The 15,842-nt window shown below is 70.3% G+C and carries 13 protein-coding genes; 9 read left to right on the forward strand and 4 right to left on the reverse strand.

Annotation, left to right across the window (positions count from 1 at the left end; translation table 11 throughout):
• Nucleotides 1–273 precede the first annotated feature (273 nt).
• Nucleotides 274–1,500 carry a branched-chain amino acid ABC transporter substrate-binding protein gene (locus tag QFZ67_RS32870; protein WP_307664669.1) on the reverse strand — a complete coding sequence of 409 codons (1,227 nt, stop codon included), beginning with the start codon at nucleotides 1,498–1,500 and terminating at the stop codon, nucleotides 274–276.
• A 339-nt stretch (nucleotides 1,501–1,839) separates the two neighbouring features.
• Nucleotides 1,840–4,035, reverse strand: coding sequence for an MMPL family transporter (locus tag QFZ67_RS32875; RefSeq protein WP_307664670.1), 2,196 nt, complete (start codon nucleotides 4,033–4,035; stop codon nucleotides 1,840–1,842).
• Between the two features lie 134 nt (nucleotides 4,036–4,169).
• Between QFZ67_RS32875 and rpe the strand changes: the two genes are divergently transcribed.
• The 4 genes from rpe (at nucleotide 4,170) to QFZ67_RS32895 (ending at nucleotide 8,641) form a co-directional block, all read left to right on the forward strand.
• The gene (gene rpe, locus QFZ67_RS32880) at nucleotides 4,170–4,856 is read left to right on the forward strand and encodes a ribulose-phosphate 3-epimerase (protein WP_307664671.1); all 687 of its coding nucleotides are present in this window, start codon (nucleotides 4,170–4,172) and stop codon (nucleotides 4,854–4,856) included.
• 75 nt (nucleotides 4,857–4,931) lie between these two features.
• Complete coding sequence (locus QFZ67_RS32885) at nucleotides 4,932–5,966, forward strand: sugar-binding transcriptional regulator (RefSeq protein WP_307664672.1); 1,035 nt, start codon at nucleotides 4,932–4,934, stop codon at nucleotides 5,964–5,966.
• 216 nt (nucleotides 5,967–6,182) lie between these two features.
• Complete coding sequence (locus tag QFZ67_RS32890) at nucleotides 6,183–7,625, forward strand: GuaB1 family IMP dehydrogenase-related protein (RefSeq protein WP_307664673.1); 1,443 nt, start codon at nucleotides 6,183–6,185, stop codon at nucleotides 7,623–7,625.
• 200 nt (nucleotides 7,626–7,825) lie between these two features.
• Nucleotides 7,826–8,641: an RNA polymerase sigma factor SigF gene (locus tag QFZ67_RS32895; RefSeq protein WP_307664674.1), complete on the forward strand. Its 816-nt coding sequence runs from the start codon at nucleotides 7,826–7,828 to the stop codon at nucleotides 8,639–8,641.
• A gap of 158 nt (nucleotides 8,642–8,799) precedes the next feature.
• Here the strand turns inward: QFZ67_RS32895 and QFZ67_RS32900 are convergent, their stop codons facing one another.
• Both QFZ67_RS32900 and QFZ67_RS32905 read right to left on the reverse strand, forming a co-directional pair.
• Entirely contained in the window at nucleotides 8,800–9,198 is a 399-nt protein-coding gene (locus QFZ67_RS32900) for an ATP-binding protein (RefSeq protein WP_307664675.1), read from the reverse strand.
• Between the two features lie 47 nt (nucleotides 9,199–9,245).
• Nucleotides 9,246–10,283 (reverse strand): GDSL-type esterase/lipase family protein, encoded by a 1,038-nt coding sequence (locus QFZ67_RS32905; RefSeq protein ID WP_307664676.1) that lies wholly within the window; start codon nucleotides 10,281–10,283, stop codon nucleotides 9,246–9,248.
• Between the two features lie 150 nt (nucleotides 10,284–10,433).
• Here QFZ67_RS32905 and QFZ67_RS32910 point away from each other — a divergent pair, with 150 nt between their 5' ends.
• The 5 genes from QFZ67_RS32910 to QFZ67_RS32930 all read left to right on the forward strand — a co-directional run bounded on the left by QFZ67_RS32910 (nucleotide 10,434) and on the right by QFZ67_RS32930 (nucleotide 15,840).
• On the forward strand, nucleotides 10,434–12,845 hold the full coding sequence (locus QFZ67_RS32910; RefSeq protein WP_307664677.1) for a nitrate- and nitrite sensing domain-containing protein: 2,412 nt from the start codon (nucleotides 10,434–10,436) through the stop codon (nucleotides 12,843–12,845).
• On the forward strand, nucleotides 12,838–13,290 hold the full coding sequence (locus QFZ67_RS32915) for a roadblock/LC7 domain-containing protein (protein WP_307664678.1): 453 nt from the start codon (nucleotides 12,838–12,840) through the stop codon (nucleotides 13,288–13,290). Before QFZ67_RS32910 ends, QFZ67_RS32915 begins: the two co-directional genes overlap by 8 nt.
• 3 nt (nucleotides 13,291–13,293) lie before the next feature.
• A complete protein-coding gene (locus QFZ67_RS32920; RefSeq protein WP_307664679.1) occupies nucleotides 13,294–13,662 on the forward strand; it encodes a DUF742 domain-containing protein in 369 nt (122 codons plus the stop codon).
• 245 nt (nucleotides 13,663–13,907) lie between these two features.
• On the forward strand, nucleotides 13,908–15,374 hold the full coding sequence (locus QFZ67_RS32925) for an amino acid permease (protein WP_373430155.1): 1,467 nt from the start codon (nucleotides 13,908–13,910) through the stop codon (nucleotides 15,372–15,374).
• 10 nt (nucleotides 15,375–15,384) lie between these two features.
• Entirely contained in the window at nucleotides 15,385–15,840 is a 456-nt protein-coding gene (locus QFZ67_RS32930; protein WP_307664680.1) for an Lrp/AsnC family transcriptional regulator, read from the forward strand.
• The last annotated feature ends 2 nt before the right edge of the window (nucleotides 15,841–15,842 follow it).

The raw sequence follows: 15,842 nt of genomic DNA on the forward strand, positions 1-15,842 counted from the left end.
GATGCCCGCGGTGGTGAACGGATGAGCATGCACATACGAGGATGCCCGGTGGGCCCTGGGCGGTATGCCGCGTCCGCCGTCGCTGTGGTGATCTGGACGATGACCCTCACCGGGCCGGTGTTCGTACCGGCAGGCGGGCCGACCCCCTCGGGTCCGGCGCCCTCGTGGCTCGGACGCCCGGTGGCAAGGGCGGAGCAGCGGCGAGGCCGGGCTGCTCCCTCCGTACGGAAGGGAGCAGCCCGGCCTCGTACCGCCGTGCGACCGCGCGGTCGGTCAGCCTCCGAACGTGCCGGTCGTCTCCGCCTTCCAGGCACCGCCCGTGACCTTGTAGACGGTGAGCTGCTTGTTGGTGGCGTCGCCGTATTCGTCGAAGGAGACCTTGCCCATGACTCCGTCGAAGGAGACCTTCTGCACGGCCTCGGTGACCTTGGCGCGGGCGTCGGAGGGCAGCTTGCCGTCCTTTGCCACGGCCTTCACCGCCTGGATGATTGCCCAGGCCGAGTCGTAGGAGAAGCCGCCGTAGGCTCCGTACGCCTCCTTGTACCCGGCCGCCTTGTAGTCCGCGATGAACTTCTTGGCGGAAGGCAGGTCCTCGACGGGCGCGCCGACGGACGTGGCCATGTCGCCGTCGCCCCGGGCGCCGGTGAGCTTGAGGTACTCGTCGCTGTAGATCGCGTCGCCGCCGATGAGCGGGATCGCGGCGCCCGACTTCTTGACCTGCGCGCTGAGCGGGCCGGCCACCGGGTACTCACCGCCGTAGTAGACGACGTCCGCCCCCGAGCTCTTGATCTTGGTGGCCACGGAGCCGAAGTCCTTGGCCTCCGGGTTGACGTGCTCGGTGCCGACGACCGCGCCGCCGAGCTTCTTGAAGTGGGCGGAGAAGGTAGCGGCCAGGCCGGCGCCGTAGGTCTTCTTGTCGTCGACGACGAAGACCTTCTTCTTCTTGGCCGTGTTGTACAGGTACTCGGCCGCGAACGGGCCCTGGATGGCATCCGTTGTCGCGGTCCGGAAGTACGTCTTGAACGGCCGGGCCTTCTTGCCTGTGTCCCACTTGTCGCCCTGGGTGAGGGCGGGGTTGGTGTTCACCGAGACCTCGGGAACCTGGGCGGCGTCGAAGACCTTCTGCATCGACTGGGCCACGGAGGAGTTCAGCGGGCCGACGACTCCGAGGACGCTCTTGTCGGCCACGAGCTTGGTGGCGTTCTGCTGGCCGGAGGAGGGCTGTGCCTGGTCGTCGAGAGCCTCGATCTTGAAGGTGACGCCCGGCACCTCCTTGTTCTTGTTGGCCTGCTTGACGGCGAGGTCGACCGAGTTCTTCATGCCGAGGCCGAGAGCGGAGAGCTCCCCGGTCAACGGCGCGTCGAAACCAATGGTGACGACGGTGGAGCCGCCGCCGGAGGCGTCGTCGGCCTTGCCTGCGTCACGTGAGCCGCACGCCGTGAGCGAGAGTGCTCCGGCGGCGAGCGCGGCGGTGACAGCTATGAGAGAACGGTTGCGCACGATCGGTCCTTTCCCCTTCGAGGCGCCGACCGCGTTGTCAGGGCCGAAGATCGGTCCGCTGGCGCGGCGGCTGGCGTGACTCTAGATGGCGTTCACCGAAGCGAGCAGAGGGGACGAGCCGATGTGATTCTCTTGTTATGGCGCTGCTCAGGCGGAGGACTTCCCTTCATCAGGCCGGATCCGCGGTCACCCTGCGGCGGTGGAGCGAGTCAGCGGACGCCGGGCGGGCGCGGACTGCCCGGTCGGGCTTGGGATGGGACAGCGGAAACGCGAACCTACAGGTGAGGCGCGCGGTGTGAGGTGCGCGGCTCACGCCGCGTACATCTTGAGGCGCGCCGCTCAGCCGTCGGCCGGGGCACCGCCCACCGTGTCGCCCGCCGCGGGCGCCCGCTCCGGCGGCGCGCCCTGCTGCTGCGGCCCCTCCTCGTGGGCCGGCCTGCTTGGCCACCACACCTTCGGTCCCACGTCCAGGAACAGCGCCGTGACCAGCACGGACCGTACGACAAAGGTGTCGAGCAGGACGCCGAGCGCCACTGCGAAGCCGATCTCCGCGAAGGCGACCATCGGCAGCGTGCCGAGTGCCGCGAACGTGCCCGCGAGGACCAGGCCCGCCGAGGTGATGACCGCGCCGGTCGCCGCCAGGCCGGTCAGCACGCCCGCCCTGGTGCCCTGGCGGCCGGCCTCCTCGCGGATCCGGGTGGACAGGAAGATGTTGTAGTCGATGCCCAGCGCCACCAGGAAGACGAAGACGAAGAGCGGGAAGTCCGTCGTCTCGCCCGCGTAGTCGAAGATGTACCGGAACGCGAGCGCGCTCAGGCCAAGGGCCGCCGCGAAGGACAGCACAACGGTGCCGATCAGCAGCAGCGGGGCGATCACGGACCGCAGCAGCATCGTGAGCACCAGCAGCACCATCGCCAGTACCAGCGGGATGATCAGGTAGTTGTCGTGGGTGGTCGCGGCGTCCATGTCGAGCAGAGCGGCCGTGCCGCCGCCCACTCGCGCGTCGGCGTCCGGAACCGCGTGCACCGCATCCCGCACACGCTCGACCGTCTCCTTGGCGGCCGCGCTGTCCGCGGGATCCGTCATGGTCGCCTCGATCAGCACCCGGCCGTCGTGCACGGGTTTGGTGCCGGGCGGAACGGCGATGGACTGCGGCACCACACCGCGGGTCGCCGCGACGGTCTCACCGACCTGCCGGGCCTGCGCCGCATTGCTGACGATCACCAGCGGATCGCCGCTGCCCGCCGGGAAGTACCGGCTCTGGACCTCCTGCCCGACGATCGAATCGGGCTTCTCGGTGAAGGAGTCGGCGTTGCCGATGCCCTCGGCCCTCAGCTGCATCAGGCCCAGGGAGAAGGCGGCGAGGACGATCGCGGTGGCGGCCCAGATCGCGCGCGGACGGCGGGCGATGCGCCCTCCCGTACGGGTCCAGAAGCCGCGCACGGTCGGCTCGGGCGAGCCGAAGTTCGGGATGGCGGGCCAGAAGATCCAACGGCCGAAGATCACCAGCAGCGCGGGGAACAGCGTCAGCATGGCCAGCAGGGCGACCGCGACGCCGATCGCGGCGACGGGGCCGAGCCCGCTGGTGGAGTTCATCTCCGCGGCCAGCAGGCACAGCATGCCCAGCACCACCGTGGCGCCGCTGGCCAGCACCGCGGGGCCCGCGCGGTGCAGCGCCAGAGCCATCGCCTCGTGCCGGTCCTCGTGGCGGCGCAGCTCCTCGCGGTAGCGGGCGACCAGCAAGAGGGCATAGTCCGTCCCCGCGCCGAAGACGAGGACCGTCAAGATACCCGCGCTCTGCCCGTTGACCGTGAGATCGGCGTGCTCGGCCAGCAGATAGATCAGCGCCTGTGCGGCAGCAAGCGCGCCGACCACCGAGATCACCGGGATCACCAGCAGGGTGGGACTGCGGTAGGTGAGCAGCAGCATCACGATCACGACGCCGAGCGCCGAGAGCAGCAGCGTGGAGTCGATGCCCTCGAAGGCCTTGGAAACGTCGGCCGAGGTGCCGCCGGGCCCGGTGACGTGCACTGCGAGCCCGGCCTCGCCGGTGCCGGTCTTGTCGCGGATGGAGTCGACCGCGGGCGCGATCCGCTCCCAGCCCTGCTCGTCCATCGTGATCGGTACGAAGACCTGGGCGGCCCGCGGGTTGTCGGGACGCTCCAGCACCGGACCGCGGACTTCACCGCCGCGCACCCCGTGCTCCCGCAGCTCCTTGATGGCCGCGACGTCGTCGGCGATGCGCTTTTGATCGGCCGCGGTCAGGCCGCTCTCGCGTGCGTACACGACGATCGCCGGGATGACCTCGGGCCTGAACTCCTCGGATTCCTGAAGGACTTGGGTGGATTCCGCGCTGCCGGGCAGCCAGGACGAGGCGTCGTTGTCCTGGGCGTCGGTGAGCTTCTGTGCCAGGGGGAAGGCGAGCGTCATCACCGCCAGCCACAGCACCACCACCACCCACTTGCTGCGCCGCCCGCAGACCAGATGTGCGACGCGCTGTCTTGGTGGTGGCTGAAGCTCCTGTGCGTCCGGCATGACGCCCCCAATAGCCCTCGCGACGGGCCGAATCGCCAGGATTGCACGGACTGTACTGATCCCGGGAGCCTTTGGTCCGTACCGAGAGACATACCGGGGAGGGGAAGAGCCCTGGAACGTGGCAGGCTTGGCACATGGCCGTTCAGATCAATCCAAGTATCCTTTCCGCCGACTTCTCCCGCCTGGCGGAGGAGGCCAGGGCAGTCGAGGGCGCCGACTGGCTCCATGTCGACGTGATGGACAACCACTTCGTGCCCAACCTCACCTTGGGCGTGCCGGTCGTGGAATCCCTCAGCCGCGCGACGGACACCCCACTGGACTGCCATCTGATGATCGATGACCCCGATCGCTGGGCCCCGCAGTACGTCGAAGCGGGGGCCGGATCCGTCACCTTCCATATCGAGGCCGCGGCCGCGCCCGTACGGCTGGCGCGCGAGATCCGGTCCAAGGGAGCCCGTGCCTCGATGGCGCTCAAGCCCGCCACCCCGATCGAGCCGTACGAGGACCTGCTCCCCGAGCTCGACATGCTGCTGATCATGACCGTGGAGCCGGGCTTCGGCGGCCAGGCCTTCCTCGACATCATGCTGCCGAAGATCCGCCGTACCCGGGAGCTCATCGCCAAGCACGGTCTGGAGCTGTGGCTGCAGGTCGACGGCGGCGTCTCGGACTCGACCATCGAGCGGTGCGCCGAGGCCGGCGCTGATGTGTTCGTCGCCGGCTCGGCCGTCTACGGCGCCCAGGACCCGGCACAGGCGGTGCGTGCGTTGCGTACGAAGGCGCAGCAGACCCTGGCCTCGGCGGCTTGGGCGTGCGACCACTGAGCCACAAGCAAGTGAACTCAGCCCATCAGGGCTGATCAAGAACCGTCGGATCTGACAGGATGACGGATCCGGAGTGTGTACAGCAGTGAGGAGATCGCGGTGTCGACGGGCCGGTCAGCCATGCGGATGGGACCCGCGGAGCTGGTGCAGGCGGCGGCCATGGCCCGCCGCTTCTACCTCGAGGGCAAATCCAAGATCCAGATTGCGGAGGAGTTCGGCGTCAGCCGCTTCAAGGTCGCGCGGGTCCTGGAGACGGCGCTCGAGCGTGATCTCGTACGGATCGAGATCCGCGTACCCGCGGAACTGGACGCCGAGCGCTCCGACGCGCTCCGCGCACGCTACGGACTGCGGCACGCGGTCGTCGTCGAATCCCCCGCGGAGGGCGCAGACGAGTCGCCCGACCCGGAGAACCTCGGCGAAGTGGCCGCCGATCTGCTCGGCGAGCTCGTGAACGAGGGCGATGTGCTGGGCCTGGCCTGGGGCCGGTCCACCATCCACATGGCCGCCGCGCTCGACCGGCTGCCGCCGTGCACGGTCGTGCAGCTCACCGGCGTGTACGACGCGGGGACCGCCGAGCGCGGCTCGGTCGAGGCGGTCCGGCGCGCCGCCCAGGTCTCTGGCGGCGAGGCCCACCCCATCTACGCCCCGATGCTGCTGCCCGACCCGGCGACCGCCGCGGCGCTGCGCAGCCAGACCGGTATCGCCCGCGCCTTCGAGTACTTCGACAAGGTCACCGTCGCGGCCGTCTCCATCGGCTCCTGGGAGCCGGGCATCTCTACCGTGCACGACATGCTCACCGACGAGGAGCGCGCGCACTACGCCTCGCTCGGCGTCGCGGCCGAGATGTCGGCGCATCTCTTCGACGCGGAGGGCCGACGGGTCGGCCGTGACCTGGGCGAGCGGTGCATCACGGTCGAGGCGGACCGGCTGCGCCGTATCCCCGAGGTGGTGGCGATCGCGGGCGGCCAGCGCAAGGCGGAGGCGATCGGGGCCGTACTGCGCTCCGGGCTTGTGACCAGCCTGGTGACGGACACGGCGGCGGCGGACCAGCTGCTGAAGGCCCCGCCGGGACAGCGACCGGCGCTGGACCGGGCAGACCCGGACGACTGAACGGGCCGGGGGCGGCCGAGCCGGCGCGGGCCGTCAGCAGACGTTGTGGGCGGGGGCCGGGGGCGGATCATTTGGAGGATCTGCTCGACGGCATCCCTGTGAGCTGGAGTTTTCTCCCGGCCTCGCATGCGCGTCGCCATGGGAGAATGAAGTACGTGCGATTTCCCCGGCTGAAATGCCCGGGGGCCAACTCCGATCGACTGGGATGTTCTGCACGTGCGTTTCCTCAATGACCTGAAGCCGCCGTACGACCTGACGTACGACGACGTATTCATGGTGCCGAGCCGCTCGGCCGTCGGCTCCCGTCAGGGCGTGGACCTCTCCTCGCGCGACGGCTCCGGCACCACCATCCCGCTGGTCGTCGCGAACATGACCGCCATCGCGGGACGCCGGATGGCCGAGACGCTCGCCCGCCGCGGTGGCCTCGTCGTCATCCCCCAGGACATCCCGATCGAGGTCGTCACCGACGTCATCTCCTGGGTCAAGACGCGCCACCTCGTCCTGGACACCCCGATCGTGCTCGCCCCCGGTCAGACCGTCGCCGACGCGCTGTCCCTGCTGCCGAAGCGGGCGCACGACGCCGGTGTCGTCGTCGACGCGGACCACCGGCCCGTCGGTGTCGTCACCGACGCCGACCTGTCCGGGGTCGACCGCTTCACCCAGCTGTCCGAGGTCATGTCCAGGGACCTGCTGCTGCTCGACGCGGACATCGACCCGCGTGACGCCTTCAACAAGCTCGACCACGCCAACCGCCGGTACGCCCCCGCCGTGGACAAGGACGGCCGGCTCGCCGGCATCCTCACCCGCAAGGGCGCCCTGCGCGCGACCCTCTACAGCCCCGCCGTCGACGCCGATGGCCGGCTGCGCATCGCCGCCGCCGTCGGCATCAACGGCAATGTGGCGGGCAAGGCCAAGCAGCTCCTCGACGCGGGCGCCGACACCCTCGTCGTCGACACCGCGCACGGCCACCAGGAGTCGATGATCAGCGCGATCAAGGCGGTCCGCGGGCTCGACCCGCAGGTGCCGATCGTCGCGGGCAACATCGTGGCCGCCGAGGGCGTGCGCGATCTCGTCGAAGCCGGCGCGGACATCATCAAGGTCGGTGTGGGCCCCGGCGCCATGTGCACCACCCGCATGATGACCGGCGTGGGCCGGCCGCAGTTCTCGGCCGTGCTGGAGTGCGCCGCCGAGGCGAAGAAGTTCGGCAAGCACGTCTGGGCCGACGGCGGTATCCGTCACCCGCGCGACGTCGCCATGGCGCTCGCCGCCGGCGCCTCCAACGTCATGGTCGGCTCCTGGTTCGCCGGGACCTACGAGTCCCCGGGCGACCTCCAGCAGACCGCCGACGGGCGCCTGTACAAGGAGTCCTTCGGCATGGCCTCCGCGCGTGCCGTCCGTAACCGTACGAGCGAGGAGTCGGCGTACGACCGGGCCCGCAAGGCGCTGTTCGAAGAGGGCATCTCCACCTCGCGGATGTTCCTCGACCCGGCCCGTCCGGGCGTCGAGGACCTGATCGACTCGATCATCGCGGGCGTCCGCTCCTCCTGCACCTACGCGGGCGCGGGCTCCCTCGAGGAGTTCGCCGAGAAGGCGATCGTCGGCGTCCAGAGCGCTGCCGGTTACGCAGAGGGCAAGCCGCTGCACGCCAGCTGGAACTAGTACGAGCCATCAGCGTCCGGCCCCGCGGTCCGCGGCGGCCGGACGCGGCTTTTCCCGTCAACTCCCCGCCGGGGGCAGGCATGTGTGGCGACAACCGGGGTATACGCGCCCTGCACTGACCACGAGCAGGGGAGGACAAAGTGTCCACGGCGAGCACGGTTACGACCGAACTCACACAGCCTGGAACACGGTGCCCGAACATGGCGGAACTGGACCTTCCGCACGTGCCCAATCCTGGGGAGGTGGCTCCCAGCGACGCACGCGAGATCTCGAAGGTCTTCTTTGTACGGCTGGCTTCGCTGGAAGAGGGAACGCACGAGCACCAGTACGTACGCAACACGCTCATTGAGCTGAACCTGGCGCTGGTCAGGTACGCGGCGGGCCGGTTCCGCAACCGGGCCGAGCAGATGGAGGACATCGTCCAGGTCGGCACCATCGGCCTGATCAAGGCGATCGACCGGTTCGAGCTGAGCCGCGAGGTGGAGTTCGCGACGTTCGCCGTTCCGTACATCATCGGTGAGATCAAGCGGTTCTTCCGCGACACCAGCTGGGCCGTGCATGTGCCGCGCAGGCTGCAGGAGTTGCGGATCGATCTGGCGAAGGCGACCGACGAGCTCTCCCAGAAACTGGACCGCTCGCCGAGCACGGCCGAACTCGCCGGGCACCTCGGGCTCGACGAGGAAGAGATCATCGAGGGCGTGGTCGCCAGCAACGGCTATACGGCAGGCTCGATCGACATGCCGATGGACGACGCCTCCGACCACGCTCCGGTGCCGCTGTCCGACCGGCTGGGCGCGCCCGACGCCGATCTGGAGACCGCGGAGAACGTCCAGGCGCTCAAGCCGCTCATCGAGGAGCTCGACGATCGGGACAGGCGGATCCTGCGGATGCGCTTCGGCGAGGAGATGACCCAGTCGGAGATCGGCGCGGAGCTGGGCGTCTCGCAGATGCATGTGTCCCGGCTGCTGACGCGCATCACGTCGCGGCTGCGTGCGGGACTGCTGGCCGTGGAGTGACCTGACGCGGAGTACCAGCCCAATCCCCCCACGGGAGAAGCGGCGTCCCGGCCGGCCGGGACGCCGCTTGTGGGTGTGTCCGGGCTGGCTTGTGGGTGTGTCCGGGCTTGTGGGTGTGTCCGGTTGTGCATGTGTCCGGGGTGTGGGTGAGTCCGGGGTCAGCAGGGGGACGGCGCTGCCACCGGCCGCATCCAGGTCGCCTGGACCCGCTTGCCGTGCGGCAGCGGGCAGACCTCCACCCGTCCCGCGAGCTTCAGCACCATGTGCCAGCCGAATCCGCCGCCGCCGGTGAAGTCGGGCTCGCGCGGCACGGGAGGCAGCGGGCTGGAGTCGTCCATCTTCACCACCAGCGTGTCCTGCCCTGCCGTGAGATGCAGCTGCCACCAGCCCGCGGTGTGCCGGGCCGCGTTGGCGACCAGCTCGGAGACGACCAGCAGCACCGCGTCGAGGTCGGCCCAGGGGCAGTGCTGCAGCAGGAATTCCGCGGCGGCCCGGCGGGCCCCCGCGCTGTCTCTGTGCGGCGACTGATCAATCACCACGTGCGGCTCTGCGTTCATCACGGCTCGCATACCCCACTTGTCGCCCTTCTATCAGCCCGTGCACATTACGTCTCGCCCGACCGGGATGACGAGAGTGTCGTACGCAGCGCATCGGCGACCGCGGCCGCCAGTGCCGCATGGCCCTCGTCGTCGGGGTGCACGCCGTCGGCCAGCTGTCCGGGTCCGATCAGGTCGCGTCCCGGCAGAAGTGCGAGCCGCTTGTCGCCGGAGCCGGAGCCGGAGCCGGAGCCGGAGCCGCCGCCCATGAGGTCGACGACGGCCTCCTCCATCGCCGTACGCAGCTCGGCGAGTGTGGCGCCGAGGCGGTTGGGGGTCTGCTCGGCGTCGGGGCGCAGCACGGGGGAGACCAGCAGCAGCGGGGTGTGCGGGTGCCCCTGGCGTACGAGCGCGATGAACGCGCGCGTCGTCTCGTACAGCAGCGGGCCCGAAAAGGGGATCCCCGTCCAGCAGTTGGTGCCGAAGGCGAGCGTGATCGCGTCGGCCGGGAGCACCGCGAGCTGTTCCGCGGTGGCCAGTTCGCCGCGGGCAGCTCCGGCGTAGCCGAGGTTGACCGTGTCCAGGCCGAGGGCACGCCCGGCGACGGCGGGCCAGGAGTGGGCCGGGCGGGTGGACCACCAGCCCTCGGTGATGGAGTCGCCGTGGACGAGCCAGCGCGGCTGTCGCGGGGCGGGCGCGACGGACCCGCCGATGGCCCGCAGCCCCAGGACCACGGGGCACTGGGCTTCGGGCGGATGGATGGTGAACGGCCCCTCGGCGCCGGCCGGGAGGCGGAGGGTGACAACCGCCTCCTCGGCGGGTTCGGCGATCGTCTCGGAGACACAGCTGCCGCCCTCCCACAGGGCGAAGCAGTGGGCGATCTCCCGCAGCGCGTCGGTCGGACCCGGTACCGAGGCGCGGTAGCGGATCTCGACCGCCTCAGCGCCCTCGGCCGTGAACTCCAGCCGTACGCCGATGGGCAGCGCCGCGCGCTCGCCGGCGTCCCACGGCAGCCTGGCCAGATCCGCCGGGTCGGCGCGCACCGCCCGCCCGTCGTCCAGCCATGCCACCCCGCGCAGAAAGGGGCTGGGATCGAGCCAGGTCACGCGAACCTCCGCGGGTCGGGGTGCTGTTCAGTTACCGCTGCTCAGTTACCTGCAGGAACATTGCGTTGTCCATGCCACGTCGCGTAGCTTGACTGCCCCTACCGGTGGGTAACCACCGGTAGTCAGTTGTCCTATTGCTCTGGGGAGACCATGCGTCGGCGACTGCGCCGCCCCACGATCCGTGGCCGGATCGTGACCCTGACGGTCATACCCGTCATCGCTCTGATGGTGCTGTGGACTTTCGCCATGGTGTCGGTGACCGGAGACCTACGGGCCCTGATCCGCGTGCAGGGTGTGTACGAGAGTTTCGGCACGCCGGTCGACACCGCCGTCGGCCAGATCCAGATCGAGCGCCGGATCTCCGCCGAGTATCTGGGAGCGGGACGGCAGGACAGCCCGTCCGCCGTCGCCGCGCTCACCCAGCAGCAGCGTTCGACCGACCGGGCCGTGCGCGCCATGCGGGAAGCGATCGCGAACCAGGAGCGGCGCGAGGATCTCTCCGCCCGGCAGCGGCAGTCCCTCGACGCGATGAACGGCGCCGTCGACGGGCTGGAGAAACTTCGCGAGCGGGTGCTGGCCCGGACGATCTCCTGGGACGGCGCGGTCGGCGCGTACACCGCCATGGTCGAGCCGACCTTCGACGTACAGTCCACGCTCACCGCCCTGCAGGCCGGTCAGCTGGCCCGCGAGGCGCAGGTCGTCGTCGAGCTGGTGCGCGTAAGGGAGTTCGTCTCACGGGAGGACGCGCTGGTCGCCGGGGCGCGCGCCGCGGGGAACCTCACCGACAGCCAGTACGACACGCTGACCGCCACCATCGAGGACCGGCGGGTCTTCCACCGTACGTATGTCCCCGACCTCCCGGACGACTCCCGGCGGCTGTTCACCGGCTTCGAGCGGAGCGAGGAGTACCGGGCGCTGACCGCCGGGGAGGACGCGCTGCTGCGGGCGGGCGCGGCGGACGCGGGCGAAGCCATGGCGGCCGAGTCCTGGCGGACCACGACGGACCGCGCGGTCAAGCGGTACATGCTGCTGTGCACCGATGCGGCGCTCAACACCGCCGACCGCGGCCGCGCCTTCGCCTACCGCGAGATGATCAAGGCCGCGGTCGTCGGCGTGCTCGGGCTGATCGCGGTCGGCCTGTCGATCTGGTTCTCGGTGGCCAGTGGCCGGCGCATCTCGCGCCGTCTGGAGGAACTGCGCGACGCCGCGGATGTGCTGGCCACCCGTCAGCTGCCCGAGGTGATGGAACGGCTCGGCGCGGGCGAGGAGGTCGACGCGGCCGCGGCGGCCCCGCCGCTCGACTTCGGCGACGAGGCCAGAGGGATCGACGAGATCGGCCAGGTCGGCCGGGCGCTCAACACCGCCCGCCTGGCGGCCGTCGAGGCCGCCGTCAAACAGGCGACCCTGCGCCGGGGCGTCTTCGCCGTCCTGCTCAACATCGCCCGGCGCAACCAGGCGCTGGTCCACCGTCAGTCGAAGCTGGTCGACACCCTGGAACGGCGTACGAGCGATCCGGACACGCTGGAGGACCTGTTCCGGATCGACCATCTGACGACCCGGATGAGGCGTCACGCGGAAGGGCTCATCATCCTCTCCGGTGCCACGCCCGGCCGCCGTTGGCGCAAGCCGGTGCCCGTGGCCGACATCGTGTCCGCGGCGGTCGGCGAGATCGAGGACTACACCCGGGTCGTGGTGCCGCCGATGCCCGCGGTGGGAATCAGCGCGGAGGCGGTGGCCGACGTGGTGCACCTGGTCGCCGAACTGGTCGAGAACGCGGCCGTGTTCTCCCCGCCGCACACCCAGGTCACCATGCGAACGGGGCATGCCCGCAACGGTTTTGTGCTGGAGATCGACGACCGCGGGCTCGGCATGGACGCGGACGAACTGGCTCTGGCTCACCGGACGCTGGCGCACCCGCGGGACTTCGACCCGGCGCAGGACGAGCGCCTCGGCCTGTATGTCGTCGGCCGGCTCGCCGAGCGGCACGGCATCGGGGTGACTCTCACCAGGTCGCCGTACGGCGGCACCACGGCTGTGGTGCTCGTGCCGCACACGATCCTCGCCCCAGTCGAGCCGGCCGACCGGCGGAGCGGTACGGAAGCGGGGGAGAAGCGCGCGCCGGTGCGGGCGCTGCCTTGGCGCCGGGTGCTGGAGTCCGTCCCTGCGGTGCACGACCGCGCCCCGGAGGACCCCGCCGCCGCACCCGCCGAGGCAGGCCCGCCGCCCACGGAGGCCGAGCTGTCGGCCGAGGACGCGCCTCCGGCCCAGGCCGAGCCTCCCGCCGAGGACACGCCTCCGGCCTACGGGCTGCCCACTCGCGTACGCCAGGCCTCACTCGCCGCCCCCCTCCGCGAGGCGCGCCCCACCACGGCCGAGGGCCCCGAGCGCGACGTCTCCCCGGAAGAGATGCGCTCGATCTTCGGAGCTTTCCAGCGAGGCCTCGACCGCGGCCGCAAGGGCGATACCGTCGGCCCTGCGTCCCCGAGCGCCGCGCCGCGCCCCCGCACCACAGATGAGCCGCGCCCCCGCACCACAGATGAAGGGACGGACGACGATGGCTGACGAAAACACCGGCGACCAGAGCGCCGGCGATCAGGGCGTCGGCGATCAGTCGGGCCTCGGCTGGCTGCTGGACGATCTGCTGGCCAGGACCGACCACGTCCGCCAGGCGGTGCTGCTGACGGCCGACGGCCTGGTCAGCAGCGCGTCCCGGGGCATGGTCAGGGGAGACATCGAGCATCTCTCCGCGGTCTGCGCGGGCTTCCACAGCCTCGCCAAGGAAGCGGGCGACCGCTTCGAGGCCGGGAAGGTACGCCAGACCATGGTCATGCTCGACAACGCGTTCCTCTTCATCACCCCGGCCGGCGACGGCAGCAGGCTCGCGGTGCTCTCCGACATCGAGACCGACGTCGGACAGCTGGCCCATGAAATGGCGCTGCTGGTCAGGCGAGTTGGCCGGCACATGGCCGTCCCCACCCGCTCGGCCGCCGAGGCCACCGACGCCTAGCCCGTGAGCGACCACTGGTACGAGGACGAGACCGGTCCCCTGGTACGGCCGTACACCGTCACCCGGGGCCGGACCCGTCCCGCCTCCGAGCACACCATCGACCTGATGTCGCAGGTCACGGCCATCGACCCGGTGGGTCCCGAGCCGCGGCTCGACCATGCCCGCAGCTCACTGCTCGACCTGGTACGCCGCGAGCCGCGCCCGGTCGCCGAGATCGCCGCCGACGCGGACCTGCCGCTGACCGTCGTACGCGTCCTGCTCGTCGATCTGGTCGAAGCCGGACTCGTCCGCGTCTCCCAACCGGTCACCCACGAGGGCATGAACGACCCCGAGCTGCTGCGCGAAATCGTGGAGCGCCTGCGGGAGCTGTGACGTTGTCGTTCACTCGAGCGCAATGTTTCCCCGTGATGCCCGTCATCGCGCAATGAACGTCCGCTGATGCGCAACAACGCTGCATTACGGGCGTGAGCTGCGGACTCGTAGGCTCGGGCCCCGTACCAGGAGTGGCGTTGATCGCCTGCTCGGCGGTCCCTTTCCCTCATGCGCGGGCTCATCCGTCATGCCCGGGCCGCCGCCGATCACACGTCGCCGACCCGCAGCCACGAAGGAGCCCCGCAGTGCTGGACCACGGCGAAGCCCCACCCACGACCGATCCCTCGCGCGCCGGGAACCTCGGTTTCGGCACCCGGCTGATGCGGCGCAAACCCGTCGAGCGCCTGGTCGCCGAGGGCGGCCAGGGCGAGGGCGGCACGCTCCGCCGCTCGCTGTCCATGTGGCAGCTGACCATGATCAGCATCGGTGCCACGCTCGGCACCGGCATCTTCGTGGTGCTCGGTGAGGCCACTCCGCTGGCCGGCCCGGCCGTCGCGATCTCGTTCGTCATCGCCGGTCTGACCGCGCTGTTCTCGGCACTCTCCTACGCCGAGCTGGCCGGCTCCATCCCGGTCTCCGGCTCTTCGTACTCGTACTCGTACGCCACCATGGGCGAGATCGTCGCCTGGGTCTGCGGCTGGTGTCTGATCCTGGAGTACGGCGTCTCGGTCGCGGCCGTGGCCGTCGGCTGGGGCGAATACCTCAACGAACTGCTCGACGGCACGCTCGGCATCACCATCCCCGAGTCGGTGTCCGCGCCGCTCGGCGAGGGCGGCCTCATCAACCTCCCGGCCCTGGTCGTCATTCTGCTCGCCATGGTGTTCCTGATGCGCGGCGCCAAGGAGAGCGCCCGGGTCAACACGATCATGGTGGTCGTCAAGATCGTCACCCTGGTGATCTTCTGCGCGATCGGCTTCATGGGCATCAAGGCCGGCAACTACACCCCGCTCGCCCCGCTCGGCGTGACCGGCATCAGCGCCGCCGCGGCCACCCTGTTCTTCTCGTACATCGGCTTCGACGCCGCCTCCACGGCCGGCGAGGAGGCCACGAACCCCAAGCGTGACCTGCCGCGCGCGATCATGCTCTCGCTGCTCATCGTCACCGTGCTGTACTGCCTCGTCGCCCTGGTCGCCGTCGGCGCCATGCCGTGGCAGGACTTCGAGGGCACCGAGGCCGCTCTGGCGCAGATCATGAAGGACGTCACCGGCCACAGCTTCTGGGGCGTCGTCCTCGCCGCCGGTGCGGTCGTCGCCATCGCCAGCGTCGTCTTCGCCGTCCTCTACGGTCAGACCCGCATCCTGTTCGCCATGGCCCGCGACGGGCTGGTCCCCAAGGTCTTCGCCAAGGTCGACGCCCGCACCGGGAGCCCGCGCGCCAACACCCTGATCGTCTCGCTCTTCTGCGGTGTGCTCGCCGCGACCGTCCCGCTCGGCGAGCTGGCCAATGCCACCAGCATCGGCACGCTCTTCGCGTTCGCGCTGGTCAATGTGGCCGTCGTGATCCTGCGCTACACCCGGCCCGACATGTCGCGCACCTTCCGTGTGGCGCTGTTCCCGGTGACCCCGATCCTGGGCCTCCTGTTCTGCCTCTACATGATGTTCAGCCTTCCGGGCTCCACCTGGGCGGTTTTCGGAGCCTGGATGATCGCAGGCCTCGTGTTCTACTTCGGATACGGCATGCGCCGCTCCCGACTGGCCACGGCAGAGAAGTGATCCGCCCGCTGTGCGACTGAACGATCTCGACGAACGCATCGTCCACGCCCTCGCCGAGGATGCCCGCCGCTCCTACGCGGACATCGGCGCCGAGGTGGGCCTCTCTGCCCCCGCCGTCAAGCGGCGGGTCGACCGGCTGCGCGCCGAAGGTGCCATCACCGGCTTCACCGTACGGGTGGACCCGGCGGCGCTCGGCTGGGAGACCGAGGGTTTCGTCGAGATCTACTGTCGCCACAACACCTCGCCGAACGACATCCGCCGAGGCCTGGAGCGCTACCCGGAGGTCGTGTCCGCCTCCACCGTCACCGGTGAGGCGGACGCGATCGTCCAGGTCTTCGCCTCCGACATGCGCCACTTCGAGCGTGTGCTGGAGCGGATCGCGGGCGAGCCGTTCGTGGAGCGCACCAAGTCGGTGCTGGTGCTCTCCCCGCTTCTGCGGCGGTTCTCTTCGGGCGCGCCCGGCTGAGC

Source organism: Streptomyces sp. V1I1 (assembly GCF_030817355.1).
Taxonomy (GTDB): domain Bacteria; phylum Actinomycetota; class Actinomycetes; order Streptomycetales; family Streptomycetaceae; genus Streptomyces.

What these genes read in the sequence shown, in the direction of transcription:
- QFZ67_RS32875 (WP_307664670.1), bottom strand. Translation starts at nt 4,035, where the DNA reads ATGCCGGACGCACAGGAGCTTCAGCCACCACCAAGACAGCGCGTCGCA.
- rpe (WP_307664671.1), top strand. Translation starts at nt 4,170, where the DNA reads ATGGCCGTTCAGATCAATCCAAGTATCCTTTCCGCCGACTTCTCCCGC.
- QFZ67_RS32895 (WP_307664674.1), top strand. Translation starts at nt 7,826, where the DNA reads ATGGCGGAACTGGACCTTCCGCACGTGCCCAATCCTGGGGAGGTGGCT.
- QFZ67_RS32910 (WP_307664677.1), top strand. Translation starts at nt 10,434, where the DNA reads ATGCGTCGGCGACTGCGCCGCCCCACGATCCGTGGCCGGATCGTGACC.
- QFZ67_RS32900 (WP_307664675.1), bottom strand. Translation starts at nt 9,198, where the DNA reads ATGAACGCAGAGCCGCACGTGGTGATTGATCAGTCGCCGCACAGAGAC.
- QFZ67_RS32915 (WP_307664678.1), top strand. Translation starts at nt 12,838, where the DNA reads ATGGCTGACGAAAACACCGGCGACCAGAGCGCCGGCGATCAGGGCGTC.